The organism is Jannaschia sp. S6380, from assembly GCF_023015695.1.
Classification (GTDB): Bacteria; Pseudomonadota; Alphaproteobacteria; order Rhodobacterales; family Rhodobacteraceae; genus Jannaschia.
In genome coordinates this window covers 878178-895958 of record NZ_JALKAS010000001.1, presented here as the reverse complement: position 1 = coordinate 895958, position 17781 = coordinate 878178, and the positions used below count along the sequence as shown (strand labels likewise).

Genomic DNA, 17781 nt, shown 5'->3' with positions numbered 1-17781 from the left:
TGCGCCGGGGGCGCCGGGCGCTAAGGTCCGGTCCGACCCCGCATGCCCGCCTTTCGGAGACGTCTCATGGAAAAGTTCGGCCTAAGCCAGTCCGTCCGCCGCGCCGAGGACCCGCGCCTGCTGACCGGGGGCGGGGCCTATGTCGACGACACGGCGCCCGAGGGGGCGTTGCACGCCTATGTCCTGCGCTCCCCCGTCGCCCATGCGGACATCACGACGCTGAATGTCGAGGCAGCCGAGGAGATGGACGGCGTCCGGGCCGTGCTGACCGCCGCGCGGCTGGACGAGGCCGGCGTGGAGAACCATCTGCCGACCGCCGTGGCCAAGAACCGTGACGGATCGCGCGCGGCCGATCCGCAGCGCCCGCTGCTGGCCAAGGAACGCGTGCGGTTCGTGGGCGAGGGGATCGCGACGGTGATCGCCGACTCCCTCGCACAGGCGCGTGACGCGGCCGAGGCGATCGAGGTGGAGTTCGCCGACCTGCCGGTCAAGCTGGACGTGGCCCCGGGCGGTCCGGTCGTGCACGGGGAAGCGAACGACAACGTCGTCTATGACTACGGCAAGGGTGACGAAGACGCTTGCGAGGCGGCGCTGGCAGCCGCCGCTCGGGTGGTCGAGCTGACGGTGGACGACACGCGCATCATCTGCGCCTCGCTGGAGCCGCGGGGCACCTGGGCCGCGCCCGAAGGCGAGCGGCTGCATGTCTGCGTGAACGGGCAGGGCGTCTGGGGCACCAAGGGCCAGGTGGCCAGATCGCTGTCGCTGGAGGCGGACGCGGTGCGGGTGACGACCCCGGACGTGGGCGGCGGTTTCGGGATGAAGGGGATGAACTACCCCGAGACGATCCTGGTGGCGCATGCCGCTCGCATGCTGGACCGACCGGTTCGCTGGATGGCCGACCGGTCCGAGGCGATGCTGTCGGACAATGCCGGGCGCGACCTGATCTGCACCGCCAAGCTGGGCTTCGACGACGAAAACCGGCTGGTGGCCTACCGGATGGACAACGTGGCGAACATGGGGGCCTACAATTCCGGTTACGCCCAGCACATCCAGTCGGAGCTGTTCTCGAAAGTCATGCCGGGCTGCTACGACGTGCAGGCCTGCTACATGACGTCGACCGGCATCTTCACCAATACCACACAGGTCGACGCCTATCGCGGCGCGGGGCGGCCCGAGGCGATCTACGTGCTGGAACGCGCGATGGATTTCGCGGCCAAGGAGCTGGGCGTTGACCGGTTCGAGCTGCGGCGCAAGTGCTTCATCCAGCCGGACCAGTTTCCGTACATGTCGGCCATGGGCGAGACCTATGACGTGGGCGACTTCCCCCGCGTGCTGGACCGCGCGCGGGCCGAGGGCGACGTGGCCGGGTTCGAGGCGCGCAGGGCCGACAGCGCGGCCCGGGGCAAGTTGCGGGGGCTGGGCATCTGCTACTACATCGAATCGATCCTCGGCGACCCGAACGAGACGGCGGAGATCGAATTCACCGAAAACGGGCGCGTGACGCTGTATGTCGGCACGCAGTCGAACGGGCAGGGGCACGAGACGGTCTACAAACAGTTCCTCGCGACCGATCTGGGCATCTCGCCCGACCTGATCGACGTGGTACAGGGCGACAGCGACCGGATCGCCAAGGGCGGCGGCACGGGCGGGTCGCGATCGGTCACGACGCAGGGCACCGCGAACCGGGGCACGGCCATGCGCGTGATTGAGAAGTTCACGCCCTTCGTCGCCGGATTGCTGGACGTGGATGAGGTCACGTTCGAGGAAGGCTCGTTCCGCGCCAAGGAGTCGAACCGCGTGATGACGGTGCTGGAAGCCGCAGCGGCGGCGCGCGCGGCGGGCGAGACGGAACTTCTGCGCACGCGGGAGACGACGAAGCTGCCCGGGCGGAGCTATCCCAACGGATGCCATCTCTGCGAGGTCGAGGTGGATCGCGACACCGGCAACCTGGAGGTTGTGAAATACACCGTGGTCGACGATTTCGGCAACCTGATGAACCCGATGCTGGCCGAAGGGCAGGTGCATGGCGGCGTCGTCCAGGGCATCGGTCAGGCCGTCAGCGAACGCGTCGTCTACGATGCCGACGGCCAGCTTCTGACGGCGTCCTTCATGGACTACGGAATGCCGCGTGCCCAGGGGTTGCCGATGATCGCCTTCCATTCCGAGCCGGTGCCGTCGACGGCGAACATCCTCGGCATGAAGGGTTGTGGCGAGGCCGGGACCGTGGGTGCGATGGCGGCCGTGGGGAACGCCGCGCTGGATGCGCTGTGGGACCTGGGGCTGCGCCGGGTGGACATGCCGTTCACGCCGTCGCGGGTTTGGGCGATGCTGAACGACGCCAAGGGTTCCATTGCGGCTGAATGACCTGATACGGCGCGTCTGGCGGCGCGGCGACGGGACGATCACCCGGCCCGCGCCGCAGTCGCAGACGCATGTCGTCCTGCTGGACGGGACGCTTTCGTCGCTGCAGCCGGGGTTCGAGACCTCGGTCGGCCTGATCTATCGCCTGCTGGATCGCGAGACGTCGCATTGCCTGTATTACGAACCCGGGATCGAATGGCGCGGCTGGCGCCACGTGACCGAGGTGATGGCCGGGGTCGGCATCAACCACCAGATCCGCCGCGCCTACGAATTCCTCGCGCATCGCTACCGTCCCGGCGACCGTGTGTTCCTGATCGGCTATTCGCGCGGCGCCTATGCCGTGCGGGCGTTGGCCGGGATGATAGACCGGGTCGGCCTGTTGCGGCCCGAATACGCGTCCGAGGCGCTGATCTATCAGGCCTACTGGCATTATCGCAGCGACCCGACGCATCCCACGGCCCGCAGCTTCGCCTCGCGTCATTGCCACACCCGGGCGCAGATCACCGCCGTCGGCGTGCTGGACACGGTGCAGGCCGTGGGCATCCGGTGGCCCCTGCTGTGGCGTCTGTTTCCGCATGTTCATGCCTTCCGGTCGCACCGGCTCGGCCAGTCGGTGCTGCACGGGTTTCACGCCATGGCGCTGGACGAGAACCGCAACGCCTATACGCTCGACCGCTGGCGGACGCATGGCACGCGCACGGGGAGCGTGGAACAGGTCTGGTTCCGCGGAACGCACGGCGATCTGGGCGGCCAGTTGAACGGACAGGATGCGTCGCGCCCGCTGGCGAACGTGCCGCTGGTCTGGATGCTGTCGCGGCTGGAAGACACGGGGCTGGCGTTGCCCGACGGGTGGCGCGACCGTTTCCCTGTCGACGCGGGCGCGCCGTCGGTCGGCAACTGGCGGGGGTTCGGGCCGTTCTTCCTGTCGCGCCGGCGCCGTAAGGTGGGCGTCGACCCCAGCGAGTCGATCCACCCCTCGGCCTTGCCGCACCGTGCGGCATCGGCGGTACGGACCTGGGGCGGCGCAGCCGATGCGCCGACCCAGCCGGCCGAGGCGGACGGCGCGCCGGAGATGGACCGGTCGTCCGCCTGACGCGGCGGCCTGCACCGCGTGCTATCCGATCTCGGTGATCCGGTAAACGTGGACGAGGTAGAGGTAGAAGAATGCCAGCGACAACACCAGGATGATGACGCCCAGGACCGGTGAGGAAAGCTTCACCCCGGTCTTCGATGCCTCGATCGTGGTGATGGCCTCGGCCTGTCCGTCCTCGCGCGGGGCGTGGAACTGCATCCACGAGAAGTAGAGCCCCATGGCGACCACGCCGATCACCACGAAGAAGATGATCTGCGAGGAGATGTGTTGCCAGCGGAAGACGGTCAGCCGGTGATCGAGCTGCGCCGTCCGATACTCGTAGAGCCGTCGCGTGGCCTCGTTGTAGGCGGCCTCGGTTTCGGGGTCCGGCTCGTAGATCGGAACCCCGAAGGACATGTCGTCGAAATCGTCCGGGCCGACCTGGACCGGCTCATCCTGCGGGGCGAAGGCCTCGGCCAGCTCGTCCATCAGGCTCATGTTCTCGGCGGGAATCTGGATGTCGGGATCCAGCTCGCCCTCGAAAGCATCGACCTGGGCGTCCGGTACGTCGACCACGTCGTCCTGAGCGATGGCGCCCGTCGTCAGGACCAGAACGGCGGCGAGCGCGCGCAGAAGGGTGGTCATCGGCCCAGGATCCGGATGGCGTCGATGTGGCGCACGACACGTTCGGGCGGTGGATAGCCGGCGTGCAGCGCATCGTAGGCCGGGTGATCCTGCGGCGGCAGATAGTCCCGGACCACCCGGACGAGCAACGTCTCGATCGCCTCGACCCACGGGGCGCCACCGGTGGGCGGCGGCGGGATTTCCACCGGAACGACGTCAACCTGCACGTATTGCAGCGTAAGCTGGCTGCCATTGGGGTAGATGATGCCGCCGCTGCCGCCGTCGAGCGGTGTCCAGCGGATGCTGCCATCGGGCATTTCCACCTCCCACCGGCCATTGCGCAGGCGCCGGACGCCCGGTGCGGGCGTCGTCGGCTGGACCGCGGCGGAGGGGTCGAAATCGGCGATCCGTTCGCGGTAGCGGCGTGCCAGACAAGCCGTGTCGCCGCCGCAGGTGTTGCGCCACTGCTGCCAGAGAAGCTGCTCTGCGCGCAATCCGCGCCGGGCGTTCCCTTCGGTCCGTCGGGCGGTCGCGCGGTAGAGATCGGCCATCTGCACGTCCAGCCGGGCAAGCGCGCTGTCGCCACAGACGGCGTGTTCGGTGGGCGTGCCGGCGCGGGTGCAGTCATAGCTGGGCTGCTGCGCCGCGGCCGGTGCCGCAAGGCAGGCGAGGAGGGCGGCCAGGGCCATACGTCCGGTCATGGGGGCACCTTCGTGCTGGATGCGGGTGCAGGTCCCGATCACCCTAGCACGTGCGGGGCGCCGTTCGAAGTATGGCTTACCTCAGCCCAGGGGGCGGATGCGCAGCTGGGTGATCCGGTTGGCTTCGCGCGCGGCGACCTCGAAGCGGAAGTTGTGGAAGCTGAAGACCTGACCCGTGGTCGGGATCGTCTGCGCCTCGTGGATGACGAGGCCGGCAACCGTGTTCGCCTCGTCGTCGGGCAGGCCCCAGTCGGTGGCGCGGTTCAGGTCGCGGATCGTCATGGCCCCGTCGATCAGATAGCTGCCGTCGGCTTCGGGGGCCAGGGCTGGCTCCTCGGGGTGGTCGTACTCGTCGGTGATCTCGCCCACGATTTCCTCCAGAATGTCCTCGAGCGTGATGAGACCCTGAAGCGCGCCGTACTCGTCGACCACCAGCGCGAAATGCGTGTGCCGTTTGAGGAACTCGCGCATCTGGTCATCCAGCGTCGTGGTCTCGGGGATGAAATACGGCTCCATCATCACGCCGGTCACGTCCAGGCGCGCGACCGCCTCGATGCCGCCGGCATCGGTGCGCACCATCCGGTCGATCGCCCGCAGCAGGTCTTTGGAATGCAGCACCCCGATGATGTTCTCGGGCTCGTCGCGATAGACGGGCAGGCGGGTGTGGCGACTGGACAGGACCTGGTCGAGGATCTCGGCCGGCGGCGTGGCCGCGTCCACCATCTCGATGCCCGAGCGGTGGAGCATGATCTCCTCCACGAACCGATCGCCCAGGTCGAGCGCGCCCAGAAGGCGATCGCGGTCCTCTTTCTCGACGCCGCCCTCTGTATGGCCAAGGGTGATGGCGCCCACGATTTCTTCGTGGGCTGACATGATGTCGGCGTCGGGGTCGATATCCACGCCGAAGATCCGCAGGATCCCACGTACCAGGGCCCGCACGACACCGACCACGGGGCTGAAGATGCGCACCACGATGGCGATCACGGGCGCGACCCGGGCGGCGGCCGTTTCGGGGTTGGAGATGGCGTAGGTCTTGGGCAGCACTTCGGCGAAGATCAGCACCAGCGCCGTCATCACCAGCGTCGCGACCGCCACGCCGCCCTCGCCGAAAAGCGCGGTGAAAAGCGCGGTCGCCAGCGACGCGGCCAGGATATTGACGATGTTGTTGCCCAGCAGGACCGAGCCGATGAGGCGTTCGTTGTCCTCGGTCACGGACAGGGCGCGGGTCGCGCCGGTACTGCCCTTGTCGGCCTGGCTGCGCAGCTTGCCCCGGCTGGCCGCCGTCAGCGCCGTCTCGGAGCCCGAGAAAAAGGCCGACAGCATCAGCAGGAACAGGATCGCCAGCGCCGTACCCAGCGTGGCCCCCCAGTTGATCGTCTCGACGGTGCTTTCCATGGGCGGGGTTATGGGGCGCCGCGGCGGGTCGGACAAGCCGCCGCCGTCCGCAGCGCGCGGAATTAACCGTCGGCTGTCGGCAAGGTGCCGGTCTGGACGTAGGTCAGGATCTGCACCACCTGTTCGGACGTCTCGACCACGGCGAGCGCGACGGCGTCCACCTCCTTGAGTGGATGCTGATGGTCGGGGCCGTGCATCACGATCAGCGACTTGCCCATCGCGGCGGCCATGCCAGCGTCGAAGGCCGCGTTCCACTGCCGGTACTTGTCGCCGAAGCGCACGACCACGACGTCGGCATCCGCGATGGCCTTGCGGGTGCGGATGGCGTTCAGCTTGGCGCCCTTGTGGTCGTGCCAGAACTTGTCGACCTCGGCCCCCATGATCGCCACGCCGCAATCGTCTGAGGCATCGTGGTCGGTGACGGGCGCGGTGAACGCCGCGTCCAGCGCCGCCCCGCGCGCACCCGCGATGATGCGATCGCGCCAATCGGTATGGATCTCGCCGGAGAGATAGACGGAAAGGGTCATGGCACCTGCCTTTCGTTCGACGTCCGGGCCAGCGGATGATGCGTCAGCACCAGATCGCGCAGGCGCGTTTCCAGGGCGTGGGTATAGATTTCGGTCGTCGAGATGTCGGAATGGCCCAGCATCGTCTGGATCGCCCGAAGGTCCGCGCCCCCGGCCAGCAGGTGCGTGGCGAAGGCGTGGCGCAGGACATGCGGGCTGACGCGGTCGGGGGCGATACCGGCATGGGCCGCCATCCGCTTGAGCCGACCGTGGAACCAGACCCGCGTGACATGTCCGGCCTTGCCGCGCGACGGGAACAGATGTGTGGGCGCGGGGGTACCGCGTTCGGCCTTGTCGCGCGCGGCGGCCGCGTCCCGGTGCGCCAGCCAATCGGCCATGGCTATGCGCGCGGGGGGGGAAAGCGGGACCATCCGTTCCTTCCCGCCCTTGCCACGCACCAACAGCATGCGCGGGTCGCCCCGTGCGGCCGCGACGGGCAGACCGACGAGTTCGGTAACACGCATGCCGGTCGCATAGAGGAGCTGCATCAGGCAGATATCGCGCAGGCGTTCGCTATGATCGTCCGCCATTTCCGCCGCGGCCTCCAGCAGCGCCTCAACGTCCGCCTTGCTCATGGTCTTGGGCAGGGATTTCGGTTTGGCGGGGCCCGGGATGCGGATCGCGGGGTCATCGGCGCGCAACCCTTCCTCATGCGCGAAACGATAGAGGCCACGGATCGCCGACAACCTCCGGGCGCGGGTGGCCGGGGCCAGCCCTTCGGCCTCGCAACCGATCAGATAATCCTCGATCGCGGCCCGTGTCGCGGTGGCAAAGGTCCGGTCCTTCGTCCGCAGATGGTCGGCGAACGCCTCCAGATCGCGGCGATAGGCCAGCAGGGAGTTCAGCGCCGCGCCCCGTTCGGCGGCCTGCGCCTCGAGGAAGCGGTCGATCCAGGTCATGCCAACAGCAATTGCAGGGCCGCGCGGCGCGCGACATCGACCAGGCCCACGGCGCGGAAGAAGGCGAGCGCGTCGGCAATGTCGCCCCTGTCGGCCTCCGCGCCATCGGCCAGCAGCAGCGCCGCTTCGAGCAAGGCCTCGCCCAGCCGTTCCTGGCCTGCCAGGCGTGTCAGATGTTCGGGCGGTGTGCCGGTCATGCCGTCGGCCACGGCCTGCGCCAACGGATCGTCCGGCACGGGCGCGTCGGTCCGACCGGTGGCGACGGCTGCCGCGAACCGGGCCACCGCGTCGTCCGGCGGTGACGCACCGGCCACGCGTTCGTAGGCGGGCGACAGCAGACCGACGCGAAAGGCCTGCGCCGCAGCCGCGCCGTGCGGCGCCACCGTGGCCAGCCGTTCGCCGTAGAGCGTGGCGAAGGGCACCAGAAGGCCTGCCGCCTCCATCGCGGTCACGGCGGGACCAAGGGCCTTGCCGATCGCATCGGCATCCCCCGACATCAGCGCCGTATCCAGGTCGCGGATCGCGGTGGCCCGGTCCCATACCCCGCCCGACGCCGCCGGCCGCCGTTCGGTATAGAGCGCCAGAAGCCGGTTCGGGTCGAGCGCGCGGACCCGTACCAGGCGTTCCGCCGCCGCGATCTGCGCCTTCCATCCGCCGGTGTCGCGCAGGTCCGCGACGGCGAAAGCCAGCGGCAGGCCGGATGTCGACGGCGTCTCGCCGATGCCGTCCAGCAAGCGGAAGGCCAGCGGCGTCATCGGGCGCGGCGGTATCGGGGGCGGCTCCCCCTCGAAGGATTCGGGGTCGAGGAAATGCGCCAGCAGCAAATCCTCCTCCTCCGAAATGGCGCCTAGGGCACGGCCGGTGTCGAGCGTCAGCATCGCCGCCGCCCAGTCGCCCGTTCGCGTCAGGCAGAAGATCCGCGCCGGCAGGGTCGGTGCCACACCCGGATTGGCCGTCATCGCGTCGCAGGCCCGCGCGTCGTATCCGGTCAGCAGCGAGGCATCCCACCACCGCCGAAATGCCGCCGGGTCCGTGGCACCGGCGCGCTCGAGCAGCGCCTGCGCCTGTTCCAGCGCGCCCAGCCGCAGAAGGCCGTCGACCCGTGCAAAGAACAACGCATCCGGGTCGCTGGCCGCGCGCGGCGGGTCGAGTTCCGCCAGCAGCAGCATCTGCACCAGGTCCTGCATCGCCGGCAGCGCCTCGGCCGGTTGATCCGCGATCAGGCGAGCGATCCGGGCGGGGTCGGAGCCGGCGAACGTGTCGCGCGGCAGGCCGGTCAGCGTAGTGCCCAGAAGACCGACGGCATCGCGCCGCGTGCCGCCGAGGGGCATCACGGTCACATCCGTTCCGCGCAGCGGGGTCGCCGCGGGTTCGTCGCGCGGCGCGGTGCGGGGGGCGGCCAGGCTGTCCGACAGCCAGGGAATCGCCGAGGCCGGTCCGTCTTGCGCCGAGGCCGCGACCGCGGGCAGCAACAGCCAGAGGGCCAGTGTGTCAGCCCGCATCGATCTCGATCGTCTCGTTCACCGGTACGATCTCGGGTTCCAGGAGATAGGAATACCCCCAGAGGCCCAGCGTGCCGAGGGCCAGGAGGATCAGGAGGTATTTTAGAAACCGGAACATGCTCGCCTGCGCGTTATCGTTGCCGCCATTGTGGCGGGCCGAGATATAGTTGGCAATCAGTCTTCCGACAGGGCATGCAAACCCAATGCGAACGATGGGCGACAAGATGCCGGACGGGACGCAGCTGCGGCTGGCGCGACCTGTGGTGATGGTGGGAATGATGGGGTCGGGCAAGACGGCGGTCGGCTCGGCCCTGGCGGACATGCTGGACGTGCCGTTTCGCGACACCGATGCTGCCATGGTCGACGCCGCGCGCATGAGCATTCCCGAAATCTTCGAGCGGGACGGCGAGGCGTTCTTTCGCGCCCGCGAGACCGAGGTGCTGCGCCGGCTTCTGTCGGAAGGGCCGGGGATACTGTCGACCGGGGGCGGGGCGTTCCTGCGGCCCGAGAACCGTGCGGCTATTTCCGAGGCGGGCGTGTCGGTCTGGCTGAAGGCGGATGCGGAGCTTCTGTGGAACCGGGTGCGGCACAAGACGACGCGCCCGCTCTTGATGACCGACGATCCGAAGGGAACGCTGCTGCGGTTGCTGGATGTACGGACGCCGCATTACGAAAAGGCCGATCTCGTGGCGGAGGCCGACGCGGCCGCCTCCATCGGCCAGATGGCCGGGCGCGTGATCACGCTGCTGGCCGGCGCGGAGGTGCTGCGATGATCCGAACCGTGCACGTCCCCTTGGGCGATCGGGCGTATGACGTGCTGATCGGTCGCGATCTGCTGGGTCAGGCCGGCGACCGGATTGCCCCGCTGTTGCGGCGACCGCGCGTCTTCGTCGTGACGGAAAGGCGCGTCGCGGGGCTGCACCTCGATCGACTGCGCGAGGGATTGGGACCGATCGACGCCTCGGCCCTGCTGTTGGAGCCCGGGGAGGCGACGAAGGGTTGGGCCGGTCTCACGCAGACCGTCGAATGGCTGCTGGATCAGCGCTGCGAGCGGGGCGATGTCGTGGTCGCGCTGGGTGGCGGCGTGATTGGCGATCTGGCCGGTTTCGCGGCAGCCATCCTGCGGCGCGGCGTGCGCTTCGTCCAAGTGCCCACATCCTTGCTGGCACAGGTGGATTCGTCGGTTGGGGGAAAGACCGGCATCAACACGCGGCAGGGCAAGAACCTAGTGGGCGCGTTCCATCAACCGGTGCTGGTGCTGGCTGATGTCGACGTGCTGGACACGCTGTCGCCGCGCGACTTTCGTGCCGGGTATGGCGAGGTGGTGAAATACGGCCTGCTGGGCGATCTCGAGTTCTTCGCCTGGCTGGAGGGCCACGCGGATCGCCTGGCATTCGACCCCGACCTGCGTGCCGAAGCCGTGCGTCATTCGGTGCAGATGAAGGCCGATATCGTCGCACGGGACGAAACCGAGCAGGGCGATCGCGCGCTTCTGAACCTGGGCCACACCTTTTGTCATGCGCTGGAGGCCGCGACGGGCTACTCCGACCGCCTGCTGCACGGCGAGGGCGTGGCGATCGGGTGCGCCTTGGCCTTCGATCTTTCGGCACGGCTGGACCTGTGCGCGCAGGAAGCGCCAAGCCGTGTGCGCGCGCACCTCCAGTCGATGGACATGATGCGCGACCTTCGCGACATCTCGGGCGATTTGCCCGGGGCGGAAACGCTGCTGACCCTGATGGGGCAGGACAAGAAGGTCATCGACGGCCGGCTGCGATTCGTGTTGGCCCGCGGATTGGGCGAGGCCTTCGTGACCGACAAGGTGCCTGCGGACGCTGTTCTGGAAACGCTGCGCGCGTCGGCCTGAGGGCGTGGCAGGAGCATTATTTTTCAAAATTCTTTCGTGTTAAGTCAATCTAAGGTGTGAAGAACCCCTGTTTGCGGTTCGCGATTAGAACACCAGCTGACTCTATGAAGTCTGGCTGGTTCGGTTCCTATCATATTGCGGCCCCAATCTTGCCAGTATTGCGCGTATAGAGGGCGTGGAGTTTGACTGTTGGAGCTTGAAGCAGCAGTCCCTCCCGGCAATCGAGCGCCTCTAGATGTAATCTCTAATGAATGAAAACTATGAAAATCACCCTTCTTCTTTCTTCACTTCTGCTGTTGCTCTCAAATCCGGCTGTTGCACAAGATCCCTCGCGCCTTCTAAACTTGGAAAAGTGCTGGGAAGGGGGACTTCCGGAGCAACTGCTATGCTTTGATCGAGAGTTTCATGCATGTGACATCCAGCTTGAACATTTGGGGACCGGGGAAGGGAGGTATATGTGCTATGCTGAAACGCTTGTTCAGGCTGATCTCCACTTAAACCGCGTCTATGCTCGTGTAATTGAGAAGGCACGCCAAGATGACGTAGAAGATGGAATGTACTTCCGTGAAGATATATTGCGCGATGCGCAGCGGAAATGGGTTTCATACCGCGATGCTCAAAGCCAAATCGGTCCTAGTTGGGCTAGAATCATGGGTGGCTTCGAGAGCGCCATTGCTTTCGAAGCGGCAAGGATAACCATTGTTCAAGCGCATACTCTTTCAGAGCTCGACAAGCGGTACTAGTCGCTCGAATATGCCATCGATTAGTCAGAGCGACGGATATCGTTCATGCATAGCTCTAGCTCTTAGAAACTAGTCCTAGGAGACTCTGCCGTTAGGAGCCTCCTGGGTGATGAGTGCAGCATCTTAGTACTTTCGCGGCAGTCCGACAATGCAGCGATATAGCTAGTTTATGTGGAAACGGGTCTCATCGCAGATATGGTTGACGCCTTCAATCTTTTTAGTTCGTCAGGCTAATGGGAATATGATAGTGCGACCTTGCTTCCCTGTAGCCACCGAATATCCCCGGCGGCGCATCTCGGCCAGGAACGCTTGCGGGCCGATCATTCGGTCGATGTCATCCTTGGCGCGGCGAACGATGCCGCCCTTGCGCGCCGCCTGCGACGAAAAGATCTGCTGCAGCCAGTTCTGGCCACGCCATATCAGGAGAAATCCGCTGTCCATGCCGTCTTTTTCAGCACAGACAGGTTAATCTTCCGTAAGCGCCTGAAGATCCTTCAGCACGGCGACACGGATGGCCGAGGCGAGACCGGCGCTGACGCCCCGGTCGCGGTCGATCCTCGCGGCCAGCGCATTGACCGACAGGCCTCTGGCTCGCGCCATCTGCACGAAGGCAACCCAGAACGCGTCCTCCAGCGAGACGCTCGTGCGGTGCCCGTGCAGGGTGAGGGACCGCTTCCGAGGGCGCGCGTCGGTCATTCGCGCGCGTGTCCGTCGAGGTCGCGACGCGCCTTTGCCGTTTCATTTTCGTCCCGCGCCTTCTCGGCCTTGCTGCGCCCGAAGCGATGGGCATTCGCGTCCGCCCGCGCGCGCTTCGAAGCCTTCGCCCGGTCCTTCCGGGCGCGCGACAGGCTGACGACCTTCTTCACTTCGGCCCGATCATGTCTTCGGGGCGGACGACGCGGTCGAACGTTTCGGCGTCCACGAGGCCGAGGTTGATCGCCTCCTCGCGCAACGTCGTGCCGTTGCGATGTGCGGTCTTGGCGACCTTGGTCGCGTTGTCGTAGCCGATCGTGGGGGCCAGCGCGGTGACCAGCATCAGGCTCTCCTTCATCAGCTTGTCGATGCGTTCGACATTGGCCTGGGTGCCTTCGACCATGTTGTCGGTGAAGCTGCCGGCGGCATCGCCGAGGAGCTGCATCGATTGCAGGACATTGTAGCTCATCATCGGGTTGTAGACGTTCAGCTCGAAATGGCCCTGGCTGCCGGCCATGCCAACGGCGGCGTCGTTGCCCATGACCTGAACGCAGACCATGGTTAACGCCTCGGCCTGGGTCGGGTTGACCTTGCCGGGCATGATCGACGATCCCGGCTCGTTCTCCGGCAGGATCAGCTCCCCGAGACCCGAGCGGGGGCCGGACCCCAGAAGGCGCATGTCGTTGGCGATCTTGAACAGGCTGGCGGCCACGGTCTTGAGGGCGCCCGAGAACATGACCATCGCGTCATGCGCGGCCAGCGCCTCGAACTTGTTGGGGGCGGTGACGAAGGGCAGGCCGGTGATCTCGGCGATTTGCACGGCCACTTTCTCGGCGAAGCCCTTGCGTGTGTTCAGGCCGGTGCCCACGGCGGTACCACCCTGCGCCAGCTCGTAGATGTCGGGCAGGCACATCTCCACCCGCTCGATCCCCTTGGCGACCTGATGGGCGTAGCCGCCGAATTCCTGGCCGAGCGTCAACGGCGTGGCGTCCTGCGTGTGGGTTCGGCCGATCTTGATGATGTCGGCGAATTCCTCGGACTTCGCCTCCAGTGCCGCATGCAGCTTGCGCAGGCCGGGCAGCAAAGTGTCGCGGGCCATCATGCCGATGGCGACATGCATCGCGGTCGGGAACGTGTCGTTGGACGACTGACCCATGTTGCAATGGTCGTTCGGGTGGACCGGATCCTTCGATCCGATCTCGCCGCCCATGATCTCGATCGCGCGGTTCGCGATGACCTCATTGGCGTTCATGTTGGACTGTGTGCCGGACCCGGTCTGCCAGACGACCAGCGGAAAGTTGTCGTCGAACTTGCCGTCGACCACCTCCTGCGCGGCCTGGCGGATCGCGGCGCCGCGTTCGCCGTCGAGATCGCCGAAATCGACATTCACGGCCGCCGCCGCCTTTTTGATGACGCCCAAAGCGCGCACGATGGCGGTAGGCTGCCGTTCCCATCCAATGGGGAAATTCCGGATCGAGCGCTGCGTCTGCGCGCCCCAGTACTTGTCGGCGGGGACCTCGAGCGGGCCGAAGCTGTCGGTCTCGGTGCGGGTGTCGGTCATGGCGGCGGGCTCCGTCGTTTAGCGCGTCGCAGGGTTACCCCGCGCCGCCGGCGGACCGCAAGCGACCTACTTGCGGAAGCGGTCCAGGCTGACGACCTCGGCATCCTTGCGGGGTGCCTCCACCGGTTCCTCCTCCAGCTCGGCGAAGGGGGCCTCCTCGCCGTCGGGGTCGTCGTCCGGTCCCTCGTCGTCCAGCCGCCGCTCGAACCGGAAGCCAAATTCGACCGACGGGTCGACGAAGGTCTTCATCGCCGCCCAGGGAACGGTCAAAGGCTCGGGCTGGTCGCCGAAGTTCAGCGTCACCGTGAACCCGTCGTCGCGGACGTCCAGCCCATCGAACCAGTGCTGCAGCACGATGGTCATGTCCTCGGGGTAGCGTTCGTGCAGCCAGTCGGCGATCTGCACGCCCGGGTGATTGGTGTCGAACGAGATGAAGAAGTGGTGATCGCCCGGCAGTCCCTCGCGGGCGACACGACGCAGGACGCGCGCGATCAGACCGCGCATGGCGTCGTGCATCAGCGTGCCGTAATCGATGCTCGCGGACGTCTCGGACATGGGGCTCCCAAGGCTTGCTCATCCAAGATAGACCAGACGTGCCAGCGGGCGGCAAGGGGGTGGAGGGCGGTTGGGCGGCGGGGCGTTGCCAAGGCCGGGAAAGGCGCGCGCAAGGTACCGAAATGTCTAGGAGAAAAGTGCAGGCTTCTGTTGCCAGGTGCCTGCGAACCCCGCCTTACGCTGCTAGGCGCAAGGACTTAGATTTCGATCTTGCGGACTGCTTACGCAGCCAGCGCGACCGGAGCACGGTTGTTATTGGCAACTGTACATTGTGAACCGATAACGGTGGTATCTCACCGAGCGAAAGCTGGCCCCTTTAGACGTCCGTCGATCCTGTTTCGACCCCATGATCCGCCAATAACGGAAGGTTGGTGGAGTCGCCGGGTACCGCCCCCGGGTCCGATCCGCTTATTACGGGTGCGTTTATCGCCATAGTCCACATCGCTGCGGACGTCCCGAAGATAGGGCCGGATCGGGGCCGTTGCAAGGGGGTGGACCGCGCCGCTTAAAGGTTGACGCAGGGTAAGGTTTCCCTGCCTACGTCCGTTCGGCCACCTCTGGCATGATGTGCGTGTCGCCCGAGAACGGGGCGGGCGCCCGATGCCCGCCTGGCCGACACCCATCGTCGCAATCCATTTCAAACCCGGAGAGACACCATGCTCGACCGTTCCCATTCCCGATCCGAGACCGCGATTTCCCGGTCCCGCAAGATCCGCGAGACCGCGGCCGACATCGCCGACGCGCGCGGCCCTCTGCCGACCATCGACAACGGCGAAAAGGCCGGCCTGCAGCCGCCCGTGACCGCCTTCCACAAGGGCCTGCCGCATGACGGCTTCGGCCGGCCCGATCCGGTGGCTTTCCAGGGCTTCCTCGACAACCTCGAAGGGCCTGAGAACGCAGAAGGTTACGCCGAATTCGACGTGGCCCTGGGCCCGGTCGATGCCACGCAGCGCCACCGTCCCGCGGGCCATGCCGAAGCACCGGGCGCGCGGACGACATTCGCGTCCGTGCTGGAGGATGGTGCGCCGACGGTGCGCAACTGGGAAAGCCCCCTGGCCGGGCACCAGGGCGACCTGCAGGGCCCCGCGCCGTCCGAACTGGCCATGGCGCCCGCCCCCCGGCTGGGCGACAGCGAGCTTTGCGCGGAACTCGCCGAGGTCTATGCGATGGCCGTCCTGCGGGACACGCATTTCGTCGACCTGGCAAATCCGGCCGCGCCCGCGCGCGGTGGCGTAACCGTGGGTGAGGTGACGGCCGAACTGGCCGGTCTGCCATGGTTCGACCCGAACGCGCCCGTCCAGGACCAGGGCACCACGCATGAGGCCACGCGCCGCACTGGGCGGGGCGGTCCCGTCGACGGCACCACGCTGTTCCGCGGATCGACCGAAGGCGCGCGTGTCGGGCCCTACGTGTCGCAATTCATGCTGATCGGCACGGCCGCGCGGGGTGTTTCGCCCGGCGCCAAGGATGCGCGCAACGTCATGAAGGCCAACATCGCCCCGGCGGGCGGCCTGACCGACGGGGCCGAGGACGGCTATATCGTGTTCGGCGCGCAGCGCATCGACCAGCGCATCAACGCCCAGCGCGAAGGCGTGGATCACCTGACCGACTGGCCGATCTGGCTGGACGCGCAGAACGGCGCCGACCTTCGCGGCCTCGACCTGTTCGAGTCCGACCTGCAGCCCCGGTTCGTCGGCCGGCTGCGCGACATGGCCACCTACGTCCATTTCGACGAGCTGTATCAGGCGTATTTCAATGCTTGCCTGCTGATGTTCGTGGGCGGGGTTCCGTTCGACCACGGGTTCCCGTCCGGACGCGCGCATCCGACCCGCGGCAGCTTCGCCACCTTCGGCGGGCCCCATATCCTGTCGCTGATGACCGAGGTGGCCAGCCGGGCGCTGAAGGCCGTGCGCCATCAGAAGTTCCAGCGCCACCTGCGTGGACGGCCGGAACAACTGGCCGCGATGGTGACCTTGGCCGCGAACGGCCACGGTGCCGCCCTGGGCAATGCCGCCGGGCCGCTGGAAGCGATACATGCCGAACTGAAGGAGCGGATGCCCAAGACCCTGGCGGCGATCCATGCGATCAACACCCAGGCCAACGCCGCGACTGCCGCCGACCCGCATGCCTATCCGCGTGTGGCGGATGCGTCCTGCGCGACGGATCTGCCGGACATCTCGGCGCATAACCTGTTGCTGCCCATGGCCTTCCCCGAAGGTTCGCCCATGCACGCGGCCTATGGGGCCGGGCATGCCACCGTGGCCGGGGCCTGCGTCACGATCCTCAAGGCGTTCTTCGAGTTGTCGACGGGGCGGGTGCCGCCGGCCGCCAAGATGACCGGGCAGCCGTTGACGTTGGAGGAGGCCAAGTCCGATGCCTGGTGGCAGCCTTCGACCATGGACAGCCTGGCCGGGATCGACCGGACCTATCGCGCCAGCGCCGATCGCCTCTCGCTGGAGGATGCGGGCACGCCGCCGGGCGACCTGACCATCACGGGCGAACTGGACAAGCTGGCCGCCAACATCTCGATCGGGCGGAACATGGCGGGCGTGCACTACTACACCGACTACTACGACAGCCTGCGCATGGGCGAACGGCTGGCGGTGGGCATCCTGCAGGAACAGGCGCTGACCTATTCCGACCCGATGTCCATGCGCCTGACCAGCTTCGACGGCGACTGCGTGATCGTCCATGGCGGCGGGGATTGCACGGCCGACGTGCATGTCCGTCGCCCCGGCGGCGAATGGCAGGACTATCGCGAGGAGTGGTGGGCCCGGCACGCCGGCGGCGAGTTCGCACCCACGAGCTAGGTTGGCGCGATCATGCGACAGCGTGGGGGCCGGCGTCCGCGTCCGGCCCCCATGGTCGTTCCGCGGTGCGGATCAGTAGAGGTTGATGAGCACCAAAACCGCCCCGGTCACGATCTCGGTTGCGAAGAAGCCCCATTTGCGTGTGGTCGTCCCGTCCAGCGCCAGCGACGTCGCCCGTCCCAGTGCGCCGCCCAGCCAGACGAAACCCAGCATCGCATAGGCCACCGGCCCACCCAGCAGGATCGCCGCCAGACCCGCCACGACGAACAGCGCCCCCGACGCGGCGCGCACCTCGGACTTGCCCATGGTGCTGCCGGTATCGGCCAGGCCGACCTTCTTCATCGTCCAGTCGGGGGCGAGCCATCCGGCGGCGCCGAAGCCGATGGTGGCAAGGGCAAGCAGGACGTTGAGGATGAGGACGAAATCCATCGGTGC

Annotated in this window: 19 protein-coding genes and 1 other RNA gene; 6 read left to right on the top strand and 14 right to left on the bottom strand. The window is 67.0% G+C overall.

What is annotated here, in order from left to right; genetic code table 11:
• Positions 1–66: 66 nt before the first annotated feature.
• Both MWU52_RS04635 and MWU52_RS04630 read left to right on the top strand, forming a co-directional pair.
• Positions 67–2364, top strand: a complete 2298-nt coding sequence (locus MWU52_RS04635) for a xanthine dehydrogenase family protein molybdopterin-binding subunit (RefSeq protein ID WP_246949924.1) — start codon at positions 67–69, stop codon at positions 2362–2364.
• Positions 2351–3454 (top strand): DUF2235 domain-containing protein, encoded by a 1104-nt coding sequence (locus MWU52_RS04630; RefSeq protein ID WP_246949922.1) that lies wholly within the window; start codon positions 2351–2353, stop codon positions 3452–3454. Before MWU52_RS04635 ends, MWU52_RS04630 begins: the two co-directional genes overlap by 14 nt.
• A 21-nt stretch (positions 3455–3475) precedes the next feature.
• Here MWU52_RS04630 and MWU52_RS04625 read toward each other — a convergent pair whose 3' ends face one another.
• From MWU52_RS04625 to MWU52_RS17940, 7 genes are all read right to left on the bottom strand, one after another.
• Positions 3476–4078, bottom strand: a complete 603-nt coding sequence (locus tag MWU52_RS04625; RefSeq protein ID WP_246949920.1) for a hypothetical protein — start codon at positions 4076–4078, stop codon at positions 3476–3478.
• Positions 4075–4758 (bottom strand): lysozyme inhibitor LprI family protein, encoded by a 684-nt coding sequence (locus MWU52_RS04620; RefSeq protein ID WP_246949918.1) that lies wholly within the window; start codon positions 4756–4758, stop codon positions 4075–4077. The genes MWU52_RS04625 and MWU52_RS04620 overlap by 4 nt, the downstream gene beginning before the upstream one ends.
• A gap of 81 nt (positions 4759–4839) precedes the next feature.
• Positions 4840–6153 (bottom strand): HlyC/CorC family transporter, encoded by a 1314-nt coding sequence (locus tag MWU52_RS04615; protein ID WP_246949917.1) that lies wholly within the window; start codon positions 6151–6153, stop codon positions 4840–4842.
• Between the two features lie 62 nt (positions 6154–6215).
• On the bottom strand, positions 6216–6680 hold the full coding sequence (locus MWU52_RS04610) for a YtoQ family protein (RefSeq protein WP_246949916.1): 465 nt from the start codon (positions 6678–6680) through the stop codon (positions 6216–6218).
• On the bottom strand, positions 6677–7618 hold the full coding sequence (locus MWU52_RS04605; protein ID WP_246949915.1) for a tyrosine recombinase: 942 nt from the start codon (positions 7616–7618) through the stop codon (positions 6677–6679). Before MWU52_RS04605 ends, MWU52_RS04610 begins: the two co-directional genes overlap by 4 nt.
• Positions 7615–9120 carry a hypothetical protein gene (locus tag MWU52_RS04600; RefSeq protein ID WP_246949914.1) on the bottom strand — a complete coding sequence of 502 codons (1506 nt, stop codon included), beginning with the start codon at positions 9118–9120 and terminating at the stop codon, positions 7615–7617. The genes MWU52_RS04605 and MWU52_RS04600 overlap by 4 nt, the downstream gene beginning before the upstream one ends.
• Positions 9110–9238: a hypothetical protein gene (locus MWU52_RS17940; protein ID WP_281493904.1), complete on the bottom strand. Its 129-nt coding sequence runs from the start codon at positions 9236–9238 to the stop codon at positions 9110–9112. The genes MWU52_RS04600 and MWU52_RS17940 overlap by 11 nt, the downstream gene beginning before the upstream one ends.
• Positions 9239–9323: 85 nt before the next feature.
• Between MWU52_RS17940 and MWU52_RS04595 the strand changes: the two genes are divergently transcribed.
• The 3 genes from MWU52_RS04595 (at position 9324) to MWU52_RS04585 (ending at position 11727) form a co-directional block, all read left to right on the top strand.
• On the top strand, positions 9324–9893 hold the full coding sequence (locus tag MWU52_RS04595; RefSeq protein WP_246949913.1) for a shikimate kinase: 570 nt from the start codon (positions 9324–9326) through the stop codon (positions 9891–9893).
• Positions 9890–10984 (top strand): 3-dehydroquinate synthase, encoded by a 1095-nt coding sequence (aroB, locus tag MWU52_RS04590; RefSeq protein ID WP_246949912.1) that lies wholly within the window; start codon positions 9890–9892, stop codon positions 10982–10984. The genes MWU52_RS04595 and aroB overlap by 4 nt, the downstream gene beginning before the upstream one ends.
• Before the next feature lie 260 nt (positions 10985–11244).
• Positions 11245–11727, top strand: coding sequence for a lysozyme inhibitor LprI family protein (locus MWU52_RS04585; protein ID WP_246949911.1), 483 nt, complete (start codon positions 11245–11247; stop codon positions 11725–11727).
• A gap of 225 nt (positions 11728–11952) precedes the next feature.
• On the opposite strand, the gene MWU52_RS04580 is transcribed toward MWU52_RS04585, so the two are convergent.
• From MWU52_RS04580 to ssrA, 6 genes are all read right to left on the bottom strand, one after another.
• The gene (locus MWU52_RS04580; protein WP_246949909.1) at positions 11953–12168 is read right to left on the bottom strand and encodes an N-(5'-phosphoribosyl)anthranilate isomerase; all 216 of its coding nucleotides are present in this window, start codon (positions 12166–12168) and stop codon (positions 11953–11955) included.
• A 24-nt stretch (positions 12169–12192) separates the two neighbouring features.
• Positions 12193–12423 (bottom strand): ribbon-helix-helix domain-containing protein, encoded by a 231-nt coding sequence (locus tag MWU52_RS04575; RefSeq protein WP_246949907.1) that lies wholly within the window; start codon positions 12421–12423, stop codon positions 12193–12195.
• Positions 12420–12593 carry a DUF4169 family protein gene (locus MWU52_RS04570; RefSeq protein WP_246949906.1) on the bottom strand — a complete coding sequence of 58 codons (174 nt, stop codon included), beginning with the start codon at positions 12591–12593 and terminating at the stop codon, positions 12420–12422. The genes MWU52_RS04575 and MWU52_RS04570 overlap by 4 nt, the downstream gene beginning before the upstream one ends.
• On the bottom strand, positions 12590–13981 hold the full coding sequence (gene fumC, locus MWU52_RS04565; protein WP_246949905.1) for a class II fumarate hydratase: 1392 nt from the start codon (positions 13979–13981) through the stop codon (positions 12590–12592). The genes MWU52_RS04570 and fumC overlap by 4 nt, the downstream gene beginning before the upstream one ends.
• Positions 13982–14047: 66 nt before the next feature.
• Positions 14048–14536 (bottom strand): ClpXP protease specificity-enhancing factor SspB, encoded by a 489-nt coding sequence (locus tag MWU52_RS04560; RefSeq protein WP_246949904.1) that lies wholly within the window; start codon positions 14534–14536, stop codon positions 14048–14050.
• A 136-nt stretch (positions 14537–14672) separates the two neighbouring features.
• Positions 14673–15027, bottom strand: a transfer-messenger RNA (tmRNA) gene (gene ssrA / locus MWU52_RS04555).
• A gap of 165 nt (positions 15028–15192) precedes the next feature.
• Here ssrA and MWU52_RS04550 point away from each other — a divergent pair.
• A complete protein-coding gene (locus MWU52_RS04550; protein WP_246949902.1) occupies positions 15193–17346 on the top strand; it encodes a hypothetical protein in 2154 nt (717 codons plus the stop codon).
• Positions 17347–17418: 72 nt separating this feature from the next.
• Here the strand turns inward: MWU52_RS04550 and MWU52_RS04545 are convergent, their stop codons facing one another.
• Positions 17419–17775 (bottom strand): DUF4345 family protein, encoded by a 357-nt coding sequence (locus MWU52_RS04545; protein WP_246949901.1) that lies wholly within the window; start codon positions 17773–17775, stop codon positions 17419–17421.
• Positions 17776–17781 lie beyond the last annotated feature (6 nt).